The sequence below is a fragment of the Luteipulveratus flavus genome, from assembly GCF_029439465.1.
Classification (GTDB): domain Bacteria; phylum Actinomycetota; class Actinomycetes; order Actinomycetales; family Dermatophilaceae; genus Luteipulveratus; species Luteipulveratus flavus.
The window spans coordinates 152592-175293 of sequence record NZ_JAROAV010000028.1 but is presented as its reverse complement, the minus strand read 5'-3'; the positions used below and the strand labels follow the sequence as shown (position 1 = coordinate 175293).

24 protein-coding genes and 3 tRNA genes are annotated in these 22702 nt (G+C 72.4%); 13 read left to right on the top strand and 14 right to left on the bottom strand.

Annotated features, from left to right (window positions below):
* Window positions 1-36: 36 nt before the first annotated feature.
* The 8 genes from P4R38_RS09590 to P4R38_RS09555 all read left to right on the top strand — a co-directional run bounded on the left by P4R38_RS09590 (window position 37) and on the right by P4R38_RS09555 (window position 3804).
* The gene (locus P4R38_RS09590; protein WP_277191955.1) at window positions 37-594 is read left to right on the top strand and encodes a TetR/AcrR family transcriptional regulator; all 558 of its coding nucleotides are present in this window, start codon (window positions 37-39) and stop codon (window positions 592-594) included.
* Between the two features lie 45 nt (window positions 595-639).
* On the top strand, window positions 640-1254 hold the full coding sequence (locus P4R38_RS09585) for a DinB family protein (RefSeq protein ID WP_277191954.1): 615 nt from the start codon (window positions 640-642) through the stop codon (window positions 1252-1254).
* 84 nt (window positions 1255-1338) lie between these two features.
* Window positions 1339-1411, top strand: a tRNA-Thr gene (locus P4R38_RS09580).
* 49 nt (window positions 1412-1460) lie between these two features.
* Window positions 1461-1537: transfer RNA gene (locus tag P4R38_RS09575), tRNA-Met, on the top strand.
* A 72-nt stretch (window positions 1538-1609) separates the two neighbouring features.
* Window positions 1610-1780, top strand: coding sequence for a 50S ribosomal protein L33 (gene rpmG, locus P4R38_RS09570; RefSeq protein ID WP_275237648.1), 171 nt, complete (start codon window positions 1610-1612; stop codon window positions 1778-1780).
* Between the two features lie 91 nt (window positions 1781-1871).
* Window positions 1872-2318 (top strand): FAS1-like dehydratase domain-containing protein, encoded by a 447-nt coding sequence (locus P4R38_RS09565; protein WP_275237649.1) that lies wholly within the window; start codon window positions 1872-1874, stop codon window positions 2316-2318.
* Window positions 2318-2734 carry a MaoC family dehydratase gene (locus P4R38_RS09560; RefSeq protein WP_277191953.1) on the top strand — a complete coding sequence of 139 codons (417 nt, stop codon included), beginning with the start codon at window positions 2318-2320 and terminating at the stop codon, window positions 2732-2734. The genes P4R38_RS09565 and P4R38_RS09560 overlap by 1 nt, the downstream gene beginning before the upstream one ends.
* Window positions 2734-3804, top strand: coding sequence for a UDP-N-acetylmuramate dehydrogenase (locus tag P4R38_RS09555; protein WP_277191952.1), 1071 nt, complete (start codon window positions 2734-2736; stop codon window positions 3802-3804). Before P4R38_RS09560 ends, P4R38_RS09555 begins: the two co-directional genes overlap by 1 nt.
* 22 nt (window positions 3805-3826) lie before the next feature.
* Here the strand turns inward: P4R38_RS09555 and P4R38_RS09550 are convergent, their stop codons facing one another.
* On the bottom strand, window positions 3827-4861 hold the full coding sequence (locus tag P4R38_RS09550) for an adenosine deaminase (protein ID WP_277191951.1): 1035 nt from the start codon (window positions 4859-4861) through the stop codon (window positions 3827-3829).
* Complete coding sequence (locus P4R38_RS09545) at window positions 4858-5352, bottom strand: DUF5709 domain-containing protein (RefSeq protein WP_277191950.1); 495 nt, start codon at window positions 5350-5352, stop codon at window positions 4858-4860. Before P4R38_RS09545 ends, P4R38_RS09550 begins: the two co-directional genes overlap by 4 nt.
* Before the next feature lie 227 nt (window positions 5353-5579).
* Here P4R38_RS09545 and P4R38_RS09540 point away from each other — a divergent pair.
* The 5 genes from P4R38_RS09540 to rplA all read left to right on the top strand — a co-directional run bounded on the left by P4R38_RS09540 (window position 5580) and on the right by rplA (window position 8450).
* Window positions 5580-5652, top strand: a tRNA-Trp gene (locus P4R38_RS09540).
* Between the two features lie 65 nt (window positions 5653-5717).
* Window positions 5718-5993: a preprotein translocase subunit SecE gene (gene secE / locus P4R38_RS09535; RefSeq protein WP_275237654.1), complete on the top strand. Its 276-nt coding sequence runs from the start codon at window positions 5718-5720 to the stop codon at window positions 5991-5993.
* Window positions 5994-6153: 160 nt separating this feature from the next.
* Entirely contained in the window at window positions 6154-7095 is a 942-nt protein-coding gene (gene nusG, locus P4R38_RS09530) for a transcription termination/antitermination protein NusG (RefSeq protein WP_277191949.1), read from the top strand.
* Between the two features lie 88 nt (window positions 7096-7183).
* The gene (gene rplK, locus P4R38_RS09525; protein ID WP_275237656.1) at window positions 7184-7615 is read left to right on the top strand and encodes a 50S ribosomal protein L11; all 432 of its coding nucleotides are present in this window, start codon (window positions 7184-7186) and stop codon (window positions 7613-7615) included.
* A gap of 112 nt (window positions 7616-7727) precedes the next feature.
* The gene (rplA, locus tag P4R38_RS09520; protein ID WP_275237657.1) at window positions 7728-8450 is read left to right on the top strand and encodes a 50S ribosomal protein L1; all 723 of its coding nucleotides are present in this window, start codon (window positions 7728-7730) and stop codon (window positions 8448-8450) included.
* A gap of 70 nt (window positions 8451-8520) precedes the next feature.
* Here the strand turns inward: rplA and P4R38_RS09515 are convergent, their stop codons facing one another.
* The 12 genes from P4R38_RS09515 to P4R38_RS09460 form a co-directional block, all read right to left on the bottom strand.
* A complete protein-coding gene (locus P4R38_RS09515) occupies window positions 8521-9090 on the bottom strand; it encodes a SigE family RNA polymerase sigma factor (RefSeq protein ID WP_275237658.1) in 570 nt (189 codons plus the stop codon).
* Window position 9091: 1 nt separating this feature from the next.
* The gene (locus tag P4R38_RS09510; protein ID WP_277191948.1) at window positions 9092-10633 is read right to left on the bottom strand and encodes a hypothetical protein; all 1542 of its coding nucleotides are present in this window, start codon (window positions 10631-10633) and stop codon (window positions 9092-9094) included.
* A gap of 87 nt (window positions 10634-10720) precedes the next feature.
* Window positions 10721-11458: an FHA domain-containing protein gene (locus tag P4R38_RS09505; protein WP_277191947.1), complete on the bottom strand. Its 738-nt coding sequence runs from the start codon at window positions 11456-11458 to the stop codon at window positions 10721-10723.
* Window positions 11455-12732: a vWA domain-containing protein gene (locus P4R38_RS09500; protein WP_277191946.1), complete on the bottom strand. Its 1278-nt coding sequence runs from the start codon at window positions 12730-12732 to the stop codon at window positions 11455-11457. The genes P4R38_RS09505 and P4R38_RS09500 overlap by 4 nt, the downstream gene beginning before the upstream one ends.
* A 3-nt stretch (window positions 12733-12735) precedes the next feature.
* Window positions 12736-13797 carry a PP2C family protein-serine/threonine phosphatase gene (locus P4R38_RS09495; RefSeq protein ID WP_277191945.1) on the bottom strand — a complete coding sequence of 354 codons (1062 nt, stop codon included), beginning with the start codon at window positions 13795-13797 and terminating at the stop codon, window positions 12736-12738.
* A complete protein-coding gene (locus tag P4R38_RS09490) occupies window positions 13794-16028 on the bottom strand; it encodes a serine/threonine-protein kinase (protein WP_277191944.1) in 2235 nt (744 codons plus the stop codon). Before P4R38_RS09490 ends, P4R38_RS09495 begins: the two co-directional genes overlap by 4 nt.
* Window positions 16025-17119 carry a hypothetical protein gene (locus tag P4R38_RS09485; RefSeq protein ID WP_277191943.1) on the bottom strand — a complete coding sequence of 365 codons (1095 nt, stop codon included), beginning with the start codon at window positions 17117-17119 and terminating at the stop codon, window positions 16025-16027. The genes P4R38_RS09490 and P4R38_RS09485 overlap by 4 nt, the downstream gene beginning before the upstream one ends.
* A 50-nt stretch (window positions 17120-17169) precedes the next feature.
* Entirely contained in the window at window positions 17170-18138 is a 969-nt protein-coding gene (locus P4R38_RS09480; protein ID WP_277191942.1) for a glutamate ABC transporter substrate-binding protein, read from the bottom strand.
* Window positions 18135-19373 (bottom strand): hypothetical protein, encoded by a 1239-nt coding sequence (locus P4R38_RS09475; protein WP_277191941.1) that lies wholly within the window; start codon window positions 19371-19373, stop codon window positions 18135-18137. Before P4R38_RS09475 ends, P4R38_RS09480 begins: the two co-directional genes overlap by 4 nt.
* Window positions 19374-19489: 116 nt before the next feature.
* Complete coding sequence (locus tag P4R38_RS09470) at window positions 19490-20821, bottom strand: AAA family ATPase (protein WP_277191940.1); 1332 nt, start codon at window positions 20819-20821, stop codon at window positions 19490-19492.
* The gene (locus P4R38_RS09465; RefSeq protein WP_277191939.1) at window positions 20818-21402 is read right to left on the bottom strand and encodes a hypothetical protein; all 585 of its coding nucleotides are present in this window, start codon (window positions 21400-21402) and stop codon (window positions 20818-20820) included. Before P4R38_RS09465 ends, P4R38_RS09470 begins: the two co-directional genes overlap by 4 nt.
* Window positions 21403-21427: 25 nt before the next feature.
* Window positions 21428-22663: a toxic anion resistance protein gene (locus P4R38_RS09460; protein ID WP_277191938.1), complete on the bottom strand. Its 1236-nt coding sequence runs from the start codon at window positions 22661-22663 to the stop codon at window positions 21428-21430.
* Window positions 22664-22702 lie beyond the last annotated feature (39 nt).

Here is a 22702-nt window from a genome sequence, read left to right as displayed (position 1 = left end):
AACAGTGTTCCGCTTTTGCAAGAGAGAGGCTCCGCCGTGCCCGAACGCCGCGTACGCGCCGACGCGCAGCGCAGCCTCGACGCGACTCTGGAGGCGGCCAAGAGGGTGTTCGCCAGGGACGGCGTCGACGCCCCCGTGCGAGTGGTCGCTCGCGAGGCCGGCGTCGGTGTCGCGACGCTCTACCGGCACTTCCCGCAGCGCGCGGACCTCGTGGCGGCCGTCTTCCGGCGGGAGGTCGACGCGACGGCCGCCGCTGCCGAGGAGCTGGCCGCCACCCTGCCGCCGTTCGAGGCGCTCGTGGCGTGGCTGCGTCGCTACACCGCGTTCATCGCCACGAAGCAGGGCCTGTCCGCGGCCCTGCACTCCGGTGATCCGGCCTTCGCGCCGCTCCCGGCGTACTTCTCCGGGCACCTCGGCCCTCCTCTCGCAACCCTCCTCGACGCCGCGGTCCACGCGGGCGAGGCCAGGCCGGGAGTGGACGCGGACGAGCTCCTCGCCGCCGTCGCCAACCTCGCGCACGCGTCGGGCTCGCTCTCGTCGGTGTCCATGGTCGATCTGCTCATCGACGGGCTTCGGGTCGACGGCTCGGCGTGATCAAAGCGGTGGCCGGCGCGCGTCGGCCCCTGGGAGAGTCCTCGGATGAACGAGACTGCGGCCAAGGACGTCCTGCATCGGTACCTGCGCGAGGCCAGCGGTGCCGTCCTGTGGAAGGCGGACGGGATCTCCGAGTACGACGCCCGCCGCCCGCTGACTCCCACCGGCACCAACCTGCTCGGGCTGGTCAAGCACCTGTCGATCGTGGAGGCGTACTACCTCGGCACGAGCTTCGAGCGGCCCTTCGCCGAGCACCTGCCGTGGTGGGACGACGACCAGGACCCGCAGTCGGACGCGTGGGCGACCGAGGACGAGACGCGCGGGCAGATCGTCGACCTCTACCGCCGGGTGAACGCCCACGCCGACGCGACGATCGAGGCGCTGGACCTGGACGCGCCCGGACTGGTGCCCTGGTGGGGGGACTCTCGGCACGTGACGCTGCACCAGATGCTCGTGCACGTGATCGCCGAGTCGAACCGGCACGCCGGGCACGTCGACATCCTGCGCGAGCAGGTCGACGGGACCACCGGGATGAGCGCCGACAGCTCCAACCTGCCCGACTACGACGCCACGCGCTGGGCCGCCTACCGGGAGCGGCTGGAGCAGGTCGCGCAGGCGGCCGACCCGGTGGGCGCCGGTCCGCAGTCGCCGATTTCGTGATCGGCGCGCAGTACGTGTAATCTCGTCGCTGCGCTGCTGGGAGGCGTGGCCGGTCGGTCACGTGCTCTGCGAGCAGGTCAGCAGGCCCCTATAGCTCAGTCGGTAGAGCGTCTCCATGGTAAGGAGAAGGTCAACGGTTCGATTCCGTTTGGGGGCTCTGGTTGAGAGCCGGCCCGCCCGACGAGGTGGTTGGCCATCAGCCCTACGGCGGGGTAGCTCAGCTGGTTAGAGCGCACGACTCATAATCGTGAGGTCGCGGGATCGAGCCCCGCTCCCGCTACCAAGTCAGACACCGCAGGACCGGTCCGGGTAGCCGAGCTGGACCGAGACGAACTTCCGAGAGCAGGTTGCCCCGATGGCTAGCAAGAGCGCAGACGTCCGCCCCAAGATCACCATGGCGTGCACGGAGTGCAAGGAGCGCAACTACATCACCAAGAAGAACCGGCGTAACGACCCCGACCGGCTCGAGCTGGCGAAGTTCTGCCCGCGCTGCAGCAAGCACACCGCGCACCGCGAGACCCGCTGAGTCCACGCACTCGCGTCTCTCCTCGCGTGAAGCCGCTCGGTCCGACGGACCGGGCGGCCTTTCGCATGTCGGGGCCCTCTAGGCTGCTCGGGTGCCTGTGAACGCTGAGGTGGAGGGACGCACCTACCCACCGACCCCGCCGTACGTCGTCTCCCGCGCGAAGATCCGCGAGCTCGCCGAGGCCGTCGGCGCGACGGATCCGGTCCACACCGACCTCGAGGCCGCCCGGTCCAAGGGCTACGCCGACGTCGTCGCCCCACCGACGTTCCTGGTGAGCGTCGCGCAGCAGGGCGAGGCCCAGGCGATCCTGGACCCCGAGGCCGGCATCGACTTCTCCCGCCTCGTCCACGGCGAGCAGCGGTTCGTCCACCACCGCCCGGCGGTGGCTGGTGACGAGATCACCGCGACCACCCGCATCGACCGGGTCCGGCAGGCGGGCGGCCACTCGATGGTCACCATGGTCACCGAGATCGCCGACGGGCAGGCAGCGCCGCTGTGCACGGCCACGTCGGTGGTCGTCATCCGAGGGGGCGAGTGATGACCCAGGCCAGCGTCGAGGTCGGCCAGCAGCTGCCGCCCCGTACGGTCCACGTCGAGCGCTCCTCGCTCGTCCGGTACGCCGGTGCGAGCGGCGACTTCAACCCCATCCACTGGGACGAGCGGTTCGCGACCGCGGTCGGTCTGCCCGACGTCATCGCCCACGGGATGTTCACCATGGGTGCCGCCGTCCAGGTGGTCGTCGACTGGCTCGGCGACGCCGGCAAGGTGCTGGAGTACGCCGTCCGGTTCAGCGCGCCGGTACCCGTCCCGCACGACGGCGGCGCCGACATCGAGGTGAGCGCGGTCGTGAAGTCGGTCGACGCGCCGGCCCGGCGCGCGGTCGTCGAGATCACCGCGACCCACGCGGGCGCCAAGGTGCTGACCCGCGCGCTCGCGACCGTGGCGACCGACTGATGCGCGAGGCTGCCGGGGCGCCGCTGGCGCCGTTCACCACCATGCGCGTCGGCGGTCCCGCCGCCCGCATCGTCGAGGTCTCCACCACCGATGAGCTGGTCGACGCCGTCCGCGAGGTCGACGACGCCGACGAGTCGCTGCTGGTCGTGTCCGGCGGGTCGAACCTGGTCATCAGCGACGACGGCTTCGACGGCACGGTGGTCCTGGTCCGGACCAGCGGCGTCACGGTCGAGTCGTCCGACGACTGCGGCGGCGCGATGGTCCGGGTCGCCGCGGGGGAGGACTGGGACGGTTTCGTCGCGCGCACGGTGGCCGAGGGGTGGTCCGGGGTCGAGTGCCTGTCCGGCATCCCGGGCCTCGCCGGTGCGACCCCGGTCCAGAACGTCGGTGCGTACGGCCAGGAGGTCGCCCAGACCATCGCCTCGGTGCGCGTCTACGACCGGCGCGAGCAGCAGGTCCGCACGTTCTCCAACGAGGAGTGCCGCTTCACCTACCGCCACTCGCGGTTCAAGGGCACCGACCAGTACGTCGTGCTGGACGTGCTCTTCCAGCTGCACCTCACCGACCGGTCGCAGCCGCTGGCGTACGCCGACCTCGCGCGCCAGCTCGGCGTCGAGCAGGGCGAGCGCGTGCCGATCGGCGACGCCCGGGACGGCGTCGTGGCCCAGCGCCGCAAGCGGGGCATGGTCCTGGACGAGGCCGACCACGACACCTGGTCGTGCGGGTCCTTCTTCACCAACCCGATGCTGAGCGCCGCCGACTTCGAGGTGCTGCGCCGCCGGGCCGCCGACCACCTCGGCGACGGCGTGACGCCGCCGGAGTTCCCGGGTGACGGCGGCCGGCTCAAGACCAGCGCCGCGTGGCTGATCGACAAGGCCGGCTTCACCAAGGGGTACGGCCTGCCCGGCCCGGCCGCCCTGTCGACCAAGCACACGCTCGCCGTGACCAACCGCGGCGACGCGACGGCCGCCGACGTGGCCCGCCTGGCACGGGAGGTCCGCGACGGCGTGGAGGACGCGTTCGGCGTCCGGCTGGTCAACGAGCCGGTGTTCGTCGGCCACAAGCTCTGAGTCTCGGCCCGCCCCGGGTGGGTCAGGACTCCCAGGCGTCGATCTCCTTCAGCGTCCGCGCCCGTACGTCGGCGGGCGCCCGGGACGCGCGGACGGACGAGCGCGCGAGCTCGGCCAGGGCGCTGTCGGGCAGGTCGTGGTCCAGCCGTGCCGAGTCGTACTGCGCGACCAGCCGGCTGCCGAACAGGAGCGGGTCGTCGGCGCCCAGCGCGATCCGGGCGCCGGCATCGATCAGCGTGCGCAGCGGGACCTGCTCGGGCTCGCGGTAGACGCCCAGGGCGACGTTGCTGCGCGGGCACACCTCGAGGGCGACACCGGCGTCCACGACCCGCTTCAGCACGACGTCGGACTCGACGCTGCGTACCCCGTGGCCGAGCCGGTCCGGCGCCAGCGCGTCCAGGGTGTGGCTGACCGCGGCAGGACCGAGCAGCTCGCCCGCGTGCGGCACGGAGGCGAGCCCGCCCTCGCGCGCGATCGAGAAGGCGTGCGCGAACTCCTCGGTGACCCCGCGACGCTCGTCGTTGCTCAGCCCGAACCCGACGACGCTGCCAGAGCCCTCGCCCGCGTGCTTGACGGCCAGCCGCGCCAGGGTCCGCGCATCGAGGGGGTGTCTCAGCCGGGAGGCGGCGACGACGACACCGACACCGGTTCCGGTCGCCTCGCCGGCCCGCCTGGCCTCGTCGAGCACGATCTCCAGCGTCGGGGTGATCCCGCCCAGGTGGGTGGCGTAGGAGGTGGGGTCCACCTGGATCTCCAGCCAGCGGCTTCCCTCGCGCGCGTCGTCCTCGGCCGCCTCGCGGACGACCCGGCGCATGTCCTCCTCGTCGCGCACGCAGGCGCGGGCGGCGTCGTACAGCCGCTGGAACCGGAACCAGCCGCGCTCGTCCGTGCCGGACAGGTGGGGCGGCCATGCGGACAGCAGCGAGTCGGGCAGTCGGAAGCCGTGCTTGGCCGCCAGGTCGCGCAGCGTCGTGATGCGCATCGAACCGGTGAAGTGCAGGTGCAGGTGCGCCTTCGGCAGCGTGGTGGTCGAGCGGGGCTCGGGCGACGCGCTCACTCCTCCTCGTCGACGACGTGCACGGCGGCCTCCTCGGCCGACGCGCCGGCACCGTCGATGCCTGCGTCCTGAGCGACCATGTCCTTCTCGGTGTCCTCGTGAGCACCCTCGTCCTCGGCCACGAGCCGGCCGGCGCGGTCGTCACCCACCTCGCCGTCACCGAGGAAGTCCTGGTCGGCGTCGATCGCGTCCGGGTCGTCCCCGCCGACGCGCTCGACGTCCAGACCGCTCTCGTTCTCCGGGGCGCCGTAGGCGGTGTCGGGGTCCGGCACCTCCTGCCGGATGCGCTGCTCGATGGTCTCGCCCTGCTCCTGCTCGGTCGCCGTGTTGCCGTAGCCCGGCCTCGGGCGGTCGGGCGGGGAGTACCCCTCTTCGAGGGCGTCGTCGGTGCCGCGGTCGACCAGGGTGTCCTCGGGCTGCAGCTGGTCCTCGTCGTCCAGGCTGTACGTCGTCTCGTCCGACTCGAAGGACGTGCTCTCGTGGTCCGTCATGGGACGACGTTACTGCCCGCGTCCGGGCACGCACGGGCGGGACCGGGGTCCAGCGGCACCGCTCGCGGACGGGTCCGTGCGCCTCCCGCGGCGGCGAGTTGGCCTCCGCCCGCGGTGGTCGCGTACACTCGCACGTCGGGTGACTGACGACACCACGGTGGTTCCTGTCCGCAGGAGCAGTCGTGGTGTGATGGTCACCGACGGTCCCGGTCCCACGCCGGGAGCGAAGGGCACTAGCTCAATTGGCAGAGCACCGGTCTCCAAAACCGGGGGTTGGGGGTTCAAGTCCCTCGTGCCCTGCACGTGCAGGACATCGAAGACCTGCGCCGGCGTCGCCGGTGCACGCCGAGACGAAAGAAGTGGTCGTGACCGAGACGAGCACCACGCGCAGCCGCGGCACCGGTCGTCGTGGCTCCCGCGGCGCCCGCCAGGGCAACCCTCTGGCGCGTCTCTTCGGGCGGATCGCGCTGTTCGTCCGGCAGGTCCTCGACGAGATGCGAAAGGTCGTCTGGCCCACCCGCCAGGAGCTGATCAACTACACCGCCGTGGTGCTGGTGTTCATCGTGCTGATCATGCTCTACGTCGTGGGCCTGGACCAGGTGTTCCAGCGCGCGGTGTCCTGGGTCTTCGGGTCCAGCTGAGGTCGAGCGGCCGGGTCGTGCCGTCGCCGGGAGGCGGTGGCAGAGCCCGGACGAATGGGGCGCCGGCGGCGAGGAGACTCGTCCGACCGGCGCTCGCGGTGTACGGCGCCGATGACAGTGCCGAGGTAGTCCAGGTGACAAGCAGTAAGGAAGCAGGTCAATGACCGAGCAGTGGAGTCCACAGGCGGATGCGCCGGAGACCGACGAGGTCCAGGAGGGCACGTCGGCGTCCGAGGCGACCCCGGCCGAGCCCGCTGCCGACCTGACCGACACGGCCGAGGTCGGCGCCGAGGACGACGTGCCGATGACCGAGCCGGTCGGCGACACCGCCGACGTCGTGCTGGAGGAGTCCCAGACGCAGCAGGACGCGGACGCCGACATCGAGCAGGAGCTCACCGAGGACGCGCACGCGGTGGCCGAGGGTGAGGGCGACGAGCTCGACCTGGCGGCCGAGGACACGGTCGAGGCGCAGCCGCAGGGCGACCCCCGTGAGGCGTTCATCGCCGACCTGAAGGCGCAGTTCGGCGAGTGGTACGTCATCCACTCCTACGCCGGCTACGAGAAGCGTGTGAAGACCAACCTCGAGACGCGCATGATCAGCCTCAACATGGAGGACTACATCTTCCAGGTCGAGGTGCCGATGGAGGAGTTCACCGAGATCAAGAACGGCCAGCGCAAGACGGGCACTCGTGTCCGCATGCCCGGCTACGTCCTGGTCCGGATGGACCTCACCGACGAGAGCTGGGGCGCCGTCCGGCACACCCCGGGCGTCACCGGCTTCGTGGGCAACGCCCACCAGCCCTCGCCGCTGTCGATCGACGAGGTCGTCACGATGCTCAACCCGGTCTTCGAGACCACCCCGGACCAGGCCGCCACGCCGGAGTCCGGCGCCGCCGCCACCGGTACGCGCCCGTCCGCCGCGTCCGCCGAGGTCGACTTCGAGGTCGGCGAGTCGGTGACCGTCATGGAGGGTCCGTTCGAGACGCTCCCGGCGACCATCTCGGAGATCAGCCCCGACACCCAGAAGCTCAAGGTTCTGGTCTCGATCTTCGGCCGGGAGACCCCGGTCGAGCTGGCGTTCAACCAGGTCGCCAAGATCTGATCGACGCCTGCCACGCCCCCGGCGTGGTGTCACTGCAACCGGGTCATCGCCCATGGCGTGGGCCCACCACAGGAAGAGGAAGAACAGCATGCCCCCCAAGAGCAAGAAGGTCGCCGGCTTCATCAAGCTGCAGATCCAGGCGGCCCAGGCCACCCCGGCCCCGCCGGTCGGTCCGGCGCTGGGTCAGCACGGCGTCAACATCATGGAGTTCGTCAAGGCGTACAACGCCGCGACGGAGAGCCAGCGCGGCAACGTCATCCCGGTGGAGATCACGGTCTACGAGGACCGCTCCTTCACCTTCGTCACCAAGACGCCGCCGGCCGCCGAGCTGATCAAGAAGGCCGCTGGTGTGGCCAAGGGCTCGGGTGAGCCGCACACCACCAAGGTCGGCAAGCTGACCAAGGACCAGGTCCGCGAGATCGCCGAGATGAAGATGGCCGACCTCAACGCCAACGACATCGAGCAGGCCAGCAAGATCATCGCCGGCACCGCTCGTTCGATGGGCATCACCACCGACTGATGACCCGTCCGTACGGCGGTCGCCCCGGTGGCCGCCGTACACACCGTGGTTGGGCCGGCGCTGGCCCGTATAACCACAACTCCGCAACACGCGCTATGCACAAGGAGCAGACATGAAGCGCAGCAAGTCCTACCGCGCAGCGGTGGAGAAGATCGACGACGCCAAGCTGTACGCCCCCCTCGAGGCGGTGCGTCTGGCCAAGGAGACGTCGAAGACCAAGTACGACGCGACCGTCGAGGTGGCCTTCCGCCTCGGTGTCGACCCCCGCAAGTCCGACCAGATGGTCCGCGGCACGGTCAACCTGCCGCACGGCACCGGCAAGACCGCTCGCGTCCTGGTGTTCGCCAACGGTGACAAGGCCGCTGCGGCCGAGGCCGCCGGCGCCGACTTCGTCGGCTCGGACGAGCTGCTCGACAAGGTGGCCGGTGGCTGGACCGACTTCGACGCGGTCGTCGCCACCCCGGACCTCATGGGCAAGGTCGGCCGTCTCGGTAAGGTGCTCGGTCCGCGTGGCCTGATGCCGAACCCGAAGACCGGCACCGTGACGATGGACGTGGCCAAGGCCGTGACCGACATCAAGGGCGGAAAGATCGAGTTCCGCGTCGACAAGCACGCCAACCTGCACTTCATCATCGGCAAGGTGAGCTTCGACGACACCAAGCTGGTCGAGAACTACGCGACCGCGCTGGAGGAGATCCTGCGTCTGAAGCCGGCCGCTTCCAAGGGCCGGTACATCAGCAAGGCCACCGTCAGCACGACGATGGGCCCGGGCATCCCGCTGGACGCCAGCAAGACCCGCAACCTCACCTCCGAGGAGGGTGCCGAGGAGGCCTGAGCCTTCGACGCACGCGGACGGCCGCCCACCCCGCGCGGGGGGGGCGGCCGTTGCCGTCTCGCAGTGCCGGTCAGGAGTGGATCGCCGGCACGTGCGAGGCAACGGCGCGCCGCTGCGCGCGCTCGGTCGACTCCGGTGTGTGCTCGTCCTCCATCAGGACCCGCAGCTTGGCCAGTCCACGCGACACGTTGGAGCGCACCGTGGCCTCACGGGTACCGAGCGCCTCGGCGATCTGGGCGTCCGCGAGGTCCTCGTAGAACCGCAGGACGAGCACGGTGCGCTGGACCCGCGGCAGCCGCCACAGCAGCGTCATCATCGCGTCGCGTGCCTCGAGGTCGCCGCCACCGGTCGGGGCCGGCCGGTCGCGGGTGACCGCGTCGTGCGACACCAGCTCCTTCGCCGAGCGCAGCCGCTTGCCGGACAGGAACCGGTTCACCATCATGCGCCGTACGTAGGCGTCCGGACTGGCGGCAGCGTGCACCTTCGGCCACCTGATCAGGACGTTCGCCATGGTGTCCTGCACCAGGTCCTCGGCGTCGTGCCGGTTGCCGGTGAGGGCGCCGGCGAGGTTCATCAGGCGGGGAAAGGCCGCCGTGACGTACGCCGTCGCCTCCTGGTCGTGCTGACCGCGGCCGAGCACCTCACTTCACCTTCCCGGCGGCGCGCAGGTTGTTCACCATGTCGTCGACGGCCTTCGTGGCGGTGTCCCTCGCGACGCCTTGATCGTCGGACCACGTCACGTGCGCGCTGACGACGAAGTCACCGACCACCCGAGCGGCCACGGCCGACCGTGGGGCGATGTTCCCGCCGGTCCGCAGCGTCAGGTCGGCCAGGAAGTGGTCCCCGGTGGACGTCTGGCCAGGCCACGCCAGCGTCCGGACCGTGGTCTCCCGGAAGCCCCGGCGGCCCTTCCCTGCGATGTTCTGCTCCAGCAGCCGGCTCGCCTGGCCGTGCGGCGCCTGGACGATCCGGAACTCACCGCTGTGCACGTCGTCGCTGAGGCCGCGATCGTCTGCGGTGTCTCCGACTCCGACGCGACCGCGGACGTCGTCTGAAGGGGGGTTCTTCCAGCGGGCTCCGTCGCCGGTGCCTGCGACAAAACCGTCCCGCTGCGGGACCGACCGGCTCGTCGTCAACCTCGTCCAGCCGCCCGCGGGCGGCGCGTAGGTCAGGCCACGGGGCAGCTGGCCGTCGCGGGGCAGCAGGCCAGGGCTGAGCACCGAGGGGTCGACGTCGTTCGGCCCGGACACGGTCATCGGCTGCGTGGGCACATGGTCGTTGTCGCTGCCTGCCACCGGCCGGCCGTGCGCGGGTGGATAGCTCGATGCTCGCAGCCGACGCTCCGTGGCCAGCACCATGGCGGTGGCGGCTGTGGTGGCGGATGTCCGGTCCTTGTCATAGGCCACCCCGTAGACGACGAGGTCCCCCACCCGGGCGGCGGCGACCACGGCGCTGTGACCGATTGCGAGCGACTCGCCCGCTCGTCCGGGGCCTCGACCCACGTTGGGGATCTCACCCAGGAAGTGGTCGGTGTCCCCCTGCCCCGTCCACTCCAGCGGCTTGGGCCAGCCCGGCGTGCCCCACCAGCGGCAGGCCAGCCCGTTCGCGCGCAGCGCCGGGACCACCCCGTCGCCCGTCCCCGTGCGGTAGCCGGCGATGGTGCCGACGAGGAGTCGCTCGGTGCTGCCGGCCGACTGTGTGATCGAGGCGATCGCGTCCGGTCCGTCGAACCCCTGGCAGGCCATCCCTTGAATCAGAGGATCGGGTCCCATCTGGTTGCCGTCGGCGACCCATGGGTGACCCGCGTAGGTGCCCGGCTCGAAGGTCGCCAGCATCTTGTAGGCGTACGTGCGCGGGAGCGCACCGGTCCGATCGTTCGGCGTGCTCGCCTCGGGAGAGCCCACGCCCGACGGACCGAGGCGTCCGTCCACGGCGGCACTGGGCCGGGATGCGCTGACGGTCACGTCGGAGCGCAGGCCGAACGACGCGGTGCCGATGCCGAGCACGAGTGCTGCAGCCACAGAGCCGGCGCCGACGGTCGTCGCGAGCGCTCGGGTGCGACGGTGGCGTCGAGCGGTGCTCTGCGCCGCGCGGACCGCGGCGCCCGCGTCTCCCGGGGCAATGTCCCAGTCCGCCAGGCTCGTGCGAAGAGCGTCGGCGATGTCCCTGTCCTCGACCGTCATCGGTCCTCCTTGGTCCGGTGCACCCCTCCCGGGCGCTCACCGAGAAGACGTGCCGGACCCGCCCGGCTGCTGCATCGCCCGCTGGTGCTAGCCGCGCTCCTCCGGGGTTGCGCGACGGATGACCAGCCGGGTCCAGGTGCCGACGTACAGGCGGTCGTCGTCGTCGAGCTCGCGGCGCTGCCCGGGTGGCACCGGGTCCTGCGGGACCGGGCCGGACGCGGGACCGACGAACGTGCCGTTGGAGGACTGCAGGTCCTCGACCCACCAGCGCTGCCCGTCGGTGCTCAGCTGGGCGTGCCGCCGGCTCACGCCGGAGTCGTCGCCGCAGTCGACCTGCGGGGTGATGCTGCGGCTGCGGGACGGCCGGCCGATGAGCACGCTGGACTCGGTGAGCGGGACGACGACCGGCGGCCCGGGGGAGGGGCACGGGTCGTCGCTGTCCTGAACGGCGTACCACTCCGGGTCGACCCACCGCTCGACCACCCAGTCCGCGCTGCCCTGCTGGGGCGCGGGCGGGGTCGGCGGCACCGAGGCAGCCGCGTCCGGCGCGGGCGGGGTGGCGCGCGGCATCGTGCCAGTCGTGAAGTCGTACCCGCACGACTCGCAGAACAGCGCGTCGGCGACGTTCTGCTCGCCACAGCTCGGGCACGACACCTGAGCCGCAGGGGTCGCCTGGGGCGGCGCCGCGGTGGCAGCGCCGGGGGCAGCGCCGGTGGTCGGCGGAGCGGCGGCGGCCGGGGCGGGCGTGCCGATCGGCAGGCCGCACACGTCGCAGTAGTCGGTCGCCGACGACGCGTGACCGGCCGGGCAGGTCGTGGTGCTCACTTCTTGATCCTGGTCGTCTTGGTGGAGGCGGTGTCGAGGGCCATCTCGTCCAGCTTGTCCACCGAACGCCTCAGCCGCACCGTGCCGGTCTCGGCGTCGTCGATGTCGACGACCTTGCGCAGGCGGGTGGTGGCCTCGTCGTTGCCGGTCTCGGCCGCGAGCTGGACGGCCCGGCCGAGCTTGGTGGTCGCGGTCACCGTGTCGCCGGCCGCCTTGGCCGCCAGCCCGTCCTGGATCATGCTCGCCAGCTCGGTCTGGCCGGTGTAGTGGGCGACCTCGGGGCTGATCCGGGTCGTGAGCGTGTCGTCGTTGGACCACTGCGCCTTCACCAGGCCCTGCGCGACGACCTCCTCGCCGAGGGCCAGCTGGACGCGGGCCGCCAGCTGCTCCTGCCCGATCGCCTTGGCCGCCAGCCGGATCGCCACGTGGTAGTCCCGCGACTCATCGCCCCACGAGCCGGTCGGGTACGCGCCGGTGAGTGGGTTGACCTCCTGGCGGCGTCCGGTGAGGTCCTCGACGGTCGGCGCGACCTGCCGGACGAACAGGATCTCGGCGCCCTGCGGCACCCACATCCGCAGCCGGGCGTCGGCGATGCCGCGACTCATGGCCTGCTGCATCAGCTCGGCGAACTGACCGGCCATCTGGTCGGGGGAGGGGATGATGTCGACCGAGCCGAGCAGGGCCGTCGCGATCCGGCGTACCTCGTCGACCTGCCAGGCGGCCCCGACCCCGCGGCAGTCGCACTGGAACTGCCCGGTGACCGCGCCGATCGTCGCGGTGAGCTGCTCGGGCGTCTCGTGCTGGTTGGCGCCGTCGGTGAGCAGGATGGCGTGCCGCTGGCCCAGCGACGGCACAGTGCCGAACACCCGCGCGGCGAGCTGCAGCCAGGTACCCATGGCCGTACCGCCGTCGGCGCGCAGGGAGGCGACGGCCGCCCTGGCAGCGGCGCGGGCGTGGGCGTCCATCCGGACCATGCCGAGCCCGCGTCCGCCGGGGAACACCAGGCTCGCCACGTGGCTGCCACCGATGACCGCGAACCACACGCCGTCGTGGATCTGGTCGATGGCGGCCACCGCGGCCTGCTGCGCCGCGACGATGTTGGAGCCGGTCATCGAGCCGGACGTGTCGATGATGACGATCTCACCGACGTCGCCGGAGCCCGACTGACCGGCCGCGCCGGCGCCCGAGGCGGTGACGGTGACGATGGCGTGCACGTCGGTGCCGCCGTCGGGCAGGAACTCGTTCTGGTGGACGGAGGCGGTGAACTGCGCCATGGGTCAGGTCCTTCCGGAGGTGAGGCGCGCGAGCGCGACGGTGATGTTGTCCCGGCCGCCCTGGGCGTTGGCCCAGTCGACCAGTGCGGCGGTGGTGGCCAGGGGGCGGCCGTCGTGCTCGGCGGCTGTCCGGCGGACGAGCCCGGCGAGGTCGCGGGCCTCGGAGCAGTAGTTCCACAAGCCGTCCGAGCAGACCAGCAGCCAGCCGTCGCTGTCGATGTCCTGGGTGCGGGTCCGAGGTGTGTGCTCGGGCGCGTCGACGCCGAGCCACCGGGTGATGGCGTGCGCCTGAGGGCCGGACTCGGCCTCCTCCCGCGGGACGCCTCGGGCGATCAGCTCGGCCGCCATCGAGTCGTCGACGGTCAGCGCGACACCCTCGCCGCGGTCGGGCAGCCAGTACGCCCGGCTGTCGCCGACGCTGCCCGCCACGATCCGGCCGTCCTCGACGACCGCGGCGACGAAGGTGCACGACGCCGGGTCGGGGCTGTCCGCCGCGGTGGACGCGACGACGGCCTCGCGCGCCGCATCCGCCGCGGCCTCGAGACGGGCCACGATGGCGGCCGTCTGCGAGTCCGGCGTACCGATGCCACGGGCCCGCCCGGCGCTCAGCACCTGTTGCGCGGCCGTCGCGGCCGCGAGGCTGGCCACGTCGGAGTCGGTCGAGGAGCTCACGCCGTCGCAGACGACCAGGACGGCACGGCTGCTCGGCTCGGGGTCGGCGCTGACCGCCCCGGCGTCCTCGTTGCGTCGGTGCCGCACGCCGCGGTCGCAGGTCATCGCCACCCAGGGCGCGGGCTCGGCGTCGAAGTGGTCGCGGGCGAGAGCGGCCTTGGTCCCGCACGTCTGGCAGTAGCCGTCCTCGCCGACCACGCCGCCGCAGGAGCGGCACACCCCGGCTGCGCGCTCCTGCTCCGACGCAACGGCCCGCTCGGCGGCGGGGTCGGTCGCGTCCGCATCGGTGGCCAGGGCCGTGACGAGCTGCTCACCGCACGCCTCGCAGAACCGGTCGCCGGCCGAGGTCTCGTCGCCGCAGCCGGGGCAGCGCAGCACGGTCGCGGCGCTCATCGCATCGTCCAGCGACGGACGTCGTTGGCCTGGTCGATCAACCGGATCCGACCCGCCCGGGTCGGTTCGTGCCCGGCGAGCTCGCGGTAGGCCTGCTCGAGGCCGTCGCGCAGCTCCGGCTCCACGGCGGGGCGACCGGCGATGCGGACGTCGCCGCGCGGGCCGGACGCGCGGACCTCCTCGAGCGCGGTGCGGTACACCCGCGCCGAGAGGTGGGCTCGGTCGACCGGGTCGATCGTCAGCGAGTCGACGCTGGTCATCGCCTCGGCCAGCGCGGGCAGCCCGCGCCCGGAGTCGGCGAGCAGATGAGCACGCTGCTGGCGGGCACGGACGTACGCCCCGCTCGTCGGCGGCACCAGGTCGAGTGCGCCGACCGCCCCGTCGAGGTCGTTGCGTGCGGATCGGATCGCGGCGAGCCCCAACGCTGCCGGGGCGATGTAGGTGGCGTCCGTGCGGGCACAGGTGAGGTAGAGGCCCTCGGCGACATCGTTCTCGCCACTGAGCTGGCAGGCCATCGCCAGGGCCAGCTTGGGCGCCAGCTCGCCGGGCACCTGTCCGTAGACCGCGTTGAACGCCGACTGCGCCCCGGCCGCGTCGTCCTGCGCCAGGGCCGACAGGCCCGACATCCAGACCGCGCGCCACTCCCACGGATCGTCGGTGAGCAGCTGCGACACGGCTGCGTCGACCTCGAGGTACTCGTGCGCCTCCAGCGCGGCCCGCGCCGACTGCAGCAGGACCTCCGGCGACGCCTCGGGGGCCGCCTGCAGTGCCGTGAGGCGATCACGCGGGTCGGCGACGCTCACCGTCGACAGCCAGCCGGCCTGCGGGTCGTTGTGGTCCTCGCGCAGTGCGGGCAGCCGCCGCCACGCGGGTACCGACTCGTCCTCACCGCTCGGGCTGTCGAACAGCAGGGACGACGTCGAGTGGGCCGCGGCGCCCGTCTGCCGGGCGGCCACGACCTCGCGCAGCACGCCGAGCAGCTGGACCCGCAGCTCGTCCGCCGAGGCGAACCGGTCGGCAGGATCGGTGGCACAGGCCTTCAGCAGCAGCCGGTAGAAGGAGTCGTGCTGCTGGAACACCGGCGTGTCCGCGACCGACGGGAGGGAGTCGACGTACGTCGTCTGGTACCCGCGGAACTCCATCGCCAGGACCGCCAGGGTCCGCCCGAGCGTGTAGATGTCGGACGCGACGGACGTGCCGAGCTCGGCCACCTCCGGCGCCTGGTAGCCGACCGTGCCGTAGATCGCCGAGTCCTCGTCGTCGATGCGGCGCACACCGCCGAGGTCGATCAGCTTGATCGCGTCGCCGACCTGGATCATGTTGTCGGGCTTGAAGTCGCAGTAGGCCAGCCCGAGGTCGTGCAGGTAGGAGAACGCGGGCAGCACCTCGAGCACGTACGCGATCGCCTGGTCGAGCGGCAGCGGGTCGTACTGGCCGTGGTTGGCCTCCATGCGCTGCTTGAGCAGCGTCTTCAACGAGGTGCCACCGACGTACTCCATGACGATGTAGCCGGCGCCGTCGTGGGTGACGAAGTTGTAGATCTCGACGATGAGCGGGTGCTCGACGCGGGCCAGGAACTGCTGCTCGGCGATGGCCGCGGCGACCGCGTCGGGGTCGTCGGAGTTGAGCAGGCCCTTGAGCACGACCCACCGGTCGGAGACGTTCTGGTCGCGCGCGAGGTAGAGCCAGCCGAAGCCGCCGTGCGCGAAGGCGCCGGCGACGGCGTACTGACCACCGACCACGTCACCAGCGGTGAGCTTGGGGGCGAACGAGAACCGGTTGCGGCAGTGCGGGCAGAAACCCTCGGTACGACCCGGCTGGTCACCGCGCGAGCGCCCGACCGGGTTGCCACAGCTGGGGCAGCTGCGGCGGTTCTCGGGAACCATCGGGTTGCTCAGGATCGCCTGGCTCGCGTCCAGCGGCGGGACGGTCGGGATCGTCGTCAGGCCGGCGCCGAGGCGCGCGCCGCGCAGCCTCGAGGAGGAGGTGCCGGTGCGCCGCGTCAGCCGTGAGCCGGTCGCGCTTGCGCGGGCCGAGCCGAGGGGAGCGGAGGCCAGCCGGTTGGAGGCGCGCGACACCGTCGAGGGGGAGGACGACGCCCCGGCGGGACCGGACGCAGCGGACGCCGCGGGAGCGGCAGCGACGGCATCGGGCGGCGAGCCGCACACGTCGCAGTAGCCGTCCAGGATCGAGCCCGTGCACCCTGGCTGGGAGCAGGCGATGTCGGTCATGACACTCCTTCGGTGGCGCGACGAGGGCCGGTACGCGCGGCGAGGCTCGCTTCGAGGTAGGCCTGGTAGGCGATGGTGAGGGCTCCGAGCCGGACCAGGTCGACCGGATGCCGGCCGAGCACCTCGCGTCCGCGCCGGTACAGCTCGTCGAGGTCCGGTGACGGCGCGCCGCCGGCCTTCACGTGGTAGGCGTCCAGGCGTCCGGCCAGCTCGTCCCGCCGCTGCAGCGCGGTGCCGTACGCCGAATGCGCCTGCCCCAGCGCGCGCCGGACGGTGTCGAGCCGTGCCAGGTACGCCTCCAGCGCGTCGGGGGTGTTCGGGACCGGCCCGAGGGCGGTCACGTCGGGGACGGCCAGGTGCGGCGCCGGCGTCACCTGTGCGACGCACTGGTCGGCGAGGGCCCGCACGGCGACGCCCTCGGCCTCCAGCTCGGTTCGCAGTGCTCGGGCGCGAGCCAGGTCGGCTGCGCGCTCGCGGCGTGCGGATGCCCCGACGATGAGGTCGCGCTCGCACCGGGCGGCCTGGATCTCCAGCGGCCCGAGGAGACCACCCACGTCGGCCCCCCTGCGGTCGCGCTCGGCGGTCTGCTCGACGCGGTGGTCCAGGTCGTCCAGCGCCTGCGCGGCGGCGGCACGGGCGGTCGCCGGCTCGCGGTCGACGAGGTCGCGGATGCGCTCGACCTGGGCGCGCAGGTCGCGCAGCCGTGCCGCGATGTCGGCGTGGTCGGGGTCGACAGCCAGGCGCACCCGCAAGGACCCGGCCAGGGCGTCCGAGAGCGCACAGGCCTCGGGCAGCGAGACCGCGAGCGTCCCGGCGGCGCCCGAACCGGTGTCGAGACCACCCCAGATGAGCGTGCTCAACCGCTCGGACTCCCGCGCACCGATCCGCCCGGAGTCCCAGGTCACCAGCAGCAGGTCGTAGCGGTCGGACACCGACTTCCAGATCGCCATCGACAGCACGAGGTCCGGGCTGAGCTCGTCCTCCTCGGAGGAGTCCAGCGCTGCTCGGTCCAGCTCGTCGAGCTCCGCGCGCCGGGCGTCGCGCCACTGGCCGAGCGCGTCGAGGTAGGCGAGCATCTGCGCCGGTGGCACGGCCGTGCCCATCCGCCCGGGAGGCGCAGGAAGAGCCGCTGTCGGTGGCCTCACGGGGTCCTGCCGTAGACGGCCTTCGGCGGGGCCGGCGCCGGGCCGAGGTCCTTCAGCCACCGGTCGTACGACGCCTTCCAGCGTCCGTCGGTCCGCATCTTGTCCAGCACGCCGTTGACGAACTGCACGAAGTCACGTTCGCCCTGGGGGATGCCCAGGCCGTACGGCTCGGTGGTGAACGCCTTCATCCGTACGACCGAGGCATACGGGTCCTGAGCCGCCAGGCCCGCCAGCACGGTGTCGTCCCCGGTGATGGCGTCGGCCTTGCCCTGCTGGAAGAGCACCAGGCAGCCGGTGTGGGTGCCGGCCGGGACCGGGACGACCGACGGGTAGCGGCGCAGGGCGTCCAGGCTGGTGGACCCGGTCGGGGCGCAGACCCGCTTGCCGCCCAGGCTCTCCAGGCCGGTGGCCTTGCTGCCCAGCGGTACGAGGACCTTCTGGCCGGCGCGGTAGTACTCGCTCGAGAACGCGATCTGCTGCCAGCGCTCGCAGTTGATGGTCATCGCGCGCGCGACGATGTCGACCTGGCCCTTCTCCAGCACGGGGAGGCGATCGGCCGTGGAGATGACCCGGAACTCGATCTTGTCCGGGTCGCCGAAGATCGCCTGCGACACCGCGTGCAGCATGTCGATGTCGAAGCCCTCGATGGCGCCGGTGACCGGGTTGCGGGCGCCCAGCTGCAGGGAGTCGGCCGAGACCCCGGCGATGAGCCGGCCCCGCTGGCGGATCCTGTCCATCGTCGACCCCGGCGGCAGTGCCGACGGCGAGGGGAGAGCCCCGTCCGGCGCGTACGACGCCACCGGGTTGCCGCAGGAGGTCGCCGGCTTCGGCGCAGCCGCCGGTGCCGAGCTCGTCCGGGCAGCGGCGGGGACCTGGGTGTCGGCGTAGTCGCCGCTGCTGCACCCGGCCACGACGAGGCCGACGCAGGCCACGAGCGCGGCGGACAGGGTGGTGGCTCGTCTCATCGGTACTCCTCCAGTCGCTGGGACAGGCCCCACCAGGCGAGCAGTGCGACCAGCAGGCCGATCGGCAGACCGAGCCAGCCCAGCAGGGACAGGCCGCTGCCGGCGTTGCCCAGGCCGCTCTGGGCGGCCGCGCTGGTCCGGTCGAGGCTGCGTTGCGACGTCTGGTCGAACGCGTCGAACGAGGTGGCCGCCGGACCGAGCGCCTGTCCGACCGCGTCCTCCCACCGGCCGCCCGTGTCGAGCTCGCGGATGCGTTGGTGCGCGGTCTCGTACGTGCCCCACTGGTTCGGCCCGCCGTCCTTCGTGACGCCGTGCTGGGTGGAGGTCGCGAGACGCTCTCGCGTCGTCCTGGCCGATGTCGTCCAGGCCCGGTCGAACTCGGCACCCGAGCCGCGGGCGATCAGGGTGAGGTTCTCGTTCGACTGGGCGTCGTAGCCGTTGATCCGCGCACCGGCGAGGGCGACCGTGGCGGCGTACGAGGAGTCACGGACCTCGTCCGCCCGACTCTTCGCGACCGTGAGCAGGCCGGCGCCGACCGCGGTCGTCACCAGGACGAGAAGGGCGGCGCTGAGCAGCGGAACGTTGAGGTAGCGGTGGCTGTGGCGGGCGAGCCAGACCATGACCCCGATCAGGGCGAGCAGCGCGACCACGCCCGCGACGAGAACCCAGACCCGGCCGGTGCCGGTGTGGGAGAACTCCTCGTCCAGGCGGCGCTCGTTGGCCGTCACGAGGGCGTTCAGCACCGGGAGCGCGTCGGTCTTGATGAGGGTGTTGGCGTCCTTGAGGTACTGCGCGCCGACCGGGAGGCCCTGCCGGTTGTTGGACCGGGCCTGCTCGATCAGCCCGCGGTAGGACACCAGTGTGGTGTTGAGCGCCCCGAGTGCGTCGGCGTCGGCGGGCTGCGCCTTGGACGCCTCGGTGATCAGGCGAGCGGCCGTGTCCAATGACCGGACGAACTGCTGTCGCTGGGCGGGGGGTTCGAGGCCGCCGCGCAGGAACGCCTTGGTCGCGTCGGCGTTGGCGCTCACCAGGCTGGTGTGGATCGTCTGCACGCGCACCAGCTGGGCGGTGTTGTCCTGCGCCCGGCCGAGGGAGCCGTCGGCGTCGCGCAGCGTCTGGGCGACGGCGCCGCCGAACAGGACCGAGAGCACCAGGGCGATCAGCAGGAGCACCCGCATCCGTCCGGGCGTGCCCTCGAACCACTCGGCCGCCACGCGCCGGGCGCGTGCGGGCATCGAGCCCGGCGACCGTACGGGCGTGGGTTGTGGCGACGGTCCGGCGCCGGGTGCCCCCTGCGGCGGCCGGGCGACCGCCGCGGTGGGTGGGTTCGTGGTTGCGGTCTGGGTCAGGCTCACGCCGTCGCCCCCTCGCTGCTGGTCGGTGTGTCGCTCAGGTCGTCCGCGCTCAGCGTGCGCAGCTGGTCGAGGGTCGGCTCGTCCACCTCGCGCAGCCGCCAGGCGTGCCGTCCGATCGCGGCTTCCAGGGTGTTGCGGGCGTACCGGCCGTTGCCGAACGAGCGGTCCCGCGTGGTGCCGGACAGCGTCGTCCGGAAGGCGTCCAGCGCCTCCGGCGCCAGCTCGTAGTCGGCGTCGGCGGCCAGCCCGCTCAGGATGTCGGCGAGCTCGTCGTCGGAGTAGTCCGCGAACTCCACCGTGGTGCGGAACCGGCTGGCCAGCCCCGGGTTGGTCGCGATGAACGTCTCCATCGGCTCGGGGTAGCCCGCCACGATGACCACCAGGTCGTCGCGGTGGTCCTCCATCTCCTTGACCAGCGTGTCGACCGCCTCGCGCCCGTACTGGTCGGTGTGCTCCCCGGCGGTGAGGCTGTACGCCTCGTCGATGAACAGCACGCCGCCCACCGCGGAGGCCACGACCTCGGCGGTCTTGGTCGCGGTCTGCCCGAGGTAGCCGGCCACCAGCTCGGAGCGGTCCACCTCGACCAGCTGGCCCTTGGACAGCAGGCCGAGCGAGGCGTAGATGCCGCTCACCAGCCGCGCGACGGTGGTCTTGCCCGTGCCGGGATTGCCGACGAAGACCAGGTGGCGGGTGATCGTGGCGGCCCGCAGCCCGGCCTCGGACCGCAGCTTCTCCATCCGCAGGATCGCGACCTGTCGGTGCACCTCGCGCTTGACGGTCGCCAGGCCGGTGAGGTCGTCCAGCTGGGCGAGCAGCTCCTCCAGCGGCCGTACGGCGACCGCGGCATCCGCCTCGGTCGTCCTCTCCTGCTCGGCGGACCTCGGCACCGCCGGCACCGCGGCGGCACCGGCGTCGGTCCGGACGGTGGCGTCGGGACGAGCTCCGGCAGCGTGCAGCTGGGCGGCAGCGGCGACCGAGGCGTTGCCGATCACCCGCATCGTGGGTTCGCCCAGCTCGCATGCGGCGGAGGCGACCCCGGCCAGAGCACCGGCGTACGCGACGGCCTCGCCGGACCCGCGGGCGACCAGCTCGGTCAAGATGCTCGTCGGTGCCCCCCGCCAGCGACGGCCCCGGACGGCCGCGTCGAAGAAGGCCTGGGTCGAGGCGCCGGGCGACGCGCTCGCCCAGTCGGTGGCCGCGCCGGGGGCCGACTCGGCCAGCGCGGCGGCCAGGGCCAGGCCCTCGGCACGCGCCGAGCCGGCTCCGACGCCGGCTCGCTCGGCCACCTCGGCCAGGGCGTCGAGCGCGTCGCTCAGGGCGGTGGTCATGCCTGCCTCCCGGTCGGTGGCTGCAGCCGTCCGGGCGACGGGCTCTGCGCGTCGGAGGAGCCGGCGGGCGCCTGCCCGAGCCCGAGCGTCCCACCGGTCGAGCCGGAGCCGAACTTCTCGGCCAGGAACCGGCCGTGCGCCACCAGCGCCGCGGCGTCGGCGCGGTTCACCGCGTCGAAGACCTGGTCCATCGTCGAGCCGAGCAGGTCGAGCTGGTCGACCAGCACCATCAGCGAGGTGCGGCCGCGGTCGACCGGGCGGCTGTCGGCCCATTCCCGTGGCAGGCGCAGGTAGCCGCTGACCGCCTCGGGGAGGTAGTCGGTCGCCGTCGCCATGACGGAGTACGCCTGGGGGCTGCCGGCGCCCAGCCGACCGAGCCGGGGGATCGTCTCGCGGACCACCCGGACGACGCGCGCGACCCGCGAGCCGACGACGGGAGGGACCGCTCCACCGGCGACCAGCTGCTCGACGCGGTCGAGCGCGGCCAGGAGGTCCTCGGTGGTCGGCGGGCCGGGAATCCGGGCAGCGTCAGGCTCGCGGTCACGCCCGGTGATCCGCCCGAACAACCCCCCGAGGGTCATGGTGCGCTGCTCGTCCTCGCCCAGGTCACCGGCCGAGGTCGAGGTCGAGCGACCCGTGCGCGACCTGCTGGTTCTGCTGGGACACCCGGTCCAGGTAGCCGCGGGACTTGGTCACCTCGGTCTCCAGCGTGCCGATGGTGGCGGCCATGCTGTCCAGCGCCTCGACCTTGAAGGTGTCGATGGCGTCCATCGTCGCGTAGATGTTCGCGAACGCCGCCTGCAGCTGCGGCAGCCCGATCGTGGCCGACCCCGCCTGCTGCTGGATGGCGACGGAGTTGTCCTTGAGCAGCTGCGAGGTGCGCTCGATCATGCCGCTCGTCGTGGTGTTGAGCGCGGTGATCTGGTCGAGCACGAGCTTCTGGTTGCCGAGCGCCTGGGCGACGATGACCGCCGTCCGCAGCGCCGACACCGTCGTGGTCGAGGCCCGGTCGACGCCCTTGATCAGCTCGATGTTGTTCTTGATGACGACGTCGATGGCCAGGTAGTTCTGGATCGACACCGCCAGCTGGGTCAGCAGGTCCTGGTGCTTCTGGCGGACGTAGAACAGCACGTCGTCCCGCAGCGCCTTGGCGCGGTCGGGGTCGCTGCCCTCCAGGTCGGCGATGGCCGCCGACAGCCGGGCGTCGAGGCGCTCGGCCACGTACACGTACTGGTTCAGCCGGCCCATGGCGTCCCAGAGCTGCTGCTTCTCCAGGTTGAGCGCCGCGTTGTCCTTGCCGAGCTCGTCCTGGCCGTTGCGCAGCGCGTGCAGGATGCCGTCGAGGTGGGACTGGGCGCTCTGGTACTTGCGGAAGTAGTCCTCCAGCCGATTCCCGAACGGGAGCATGCCGAGGAGCTTCTTGGGACCGGAGGCGTCCTTGGGGTCGAGGTCCTCGACCGTGCGGCGCAGCTCGAGCAGCGTCTTGCCGACGGTCGACTTCTCCGACAGCCCGCCGGACTGCAGCGCCTTGACCGGCGAGGCGAGCAGCCGGTTGGAGCTCTCGGCGGCCTGGCGGATGTCGACGTCCCCCATGCTGCGGACGTCACCGGCCTTGGCCTCGAACTCCGGCGACCGCGGCTGCGCGGCCACCAGGGCGCCGAGGAAGCCCTCGACCTTGGCGTCCAGCCCGGGGAGAGCGGCCGGGTCGACCGCCGGTGCCATCGCAGGCGCCGAGGTCGTGGCCACCGGCTGGGTCGGCGCGGGCGCGGTCAGCGTGAGCGCCTGGACCGGCTCGGGCGGCTGGAGCGGACTCGGCGCCTGCGCTCCCTGGTTGTCGGACATGTGATCTCCCCTCTGCGGGGCGGCCGTCGACGAGCGCGC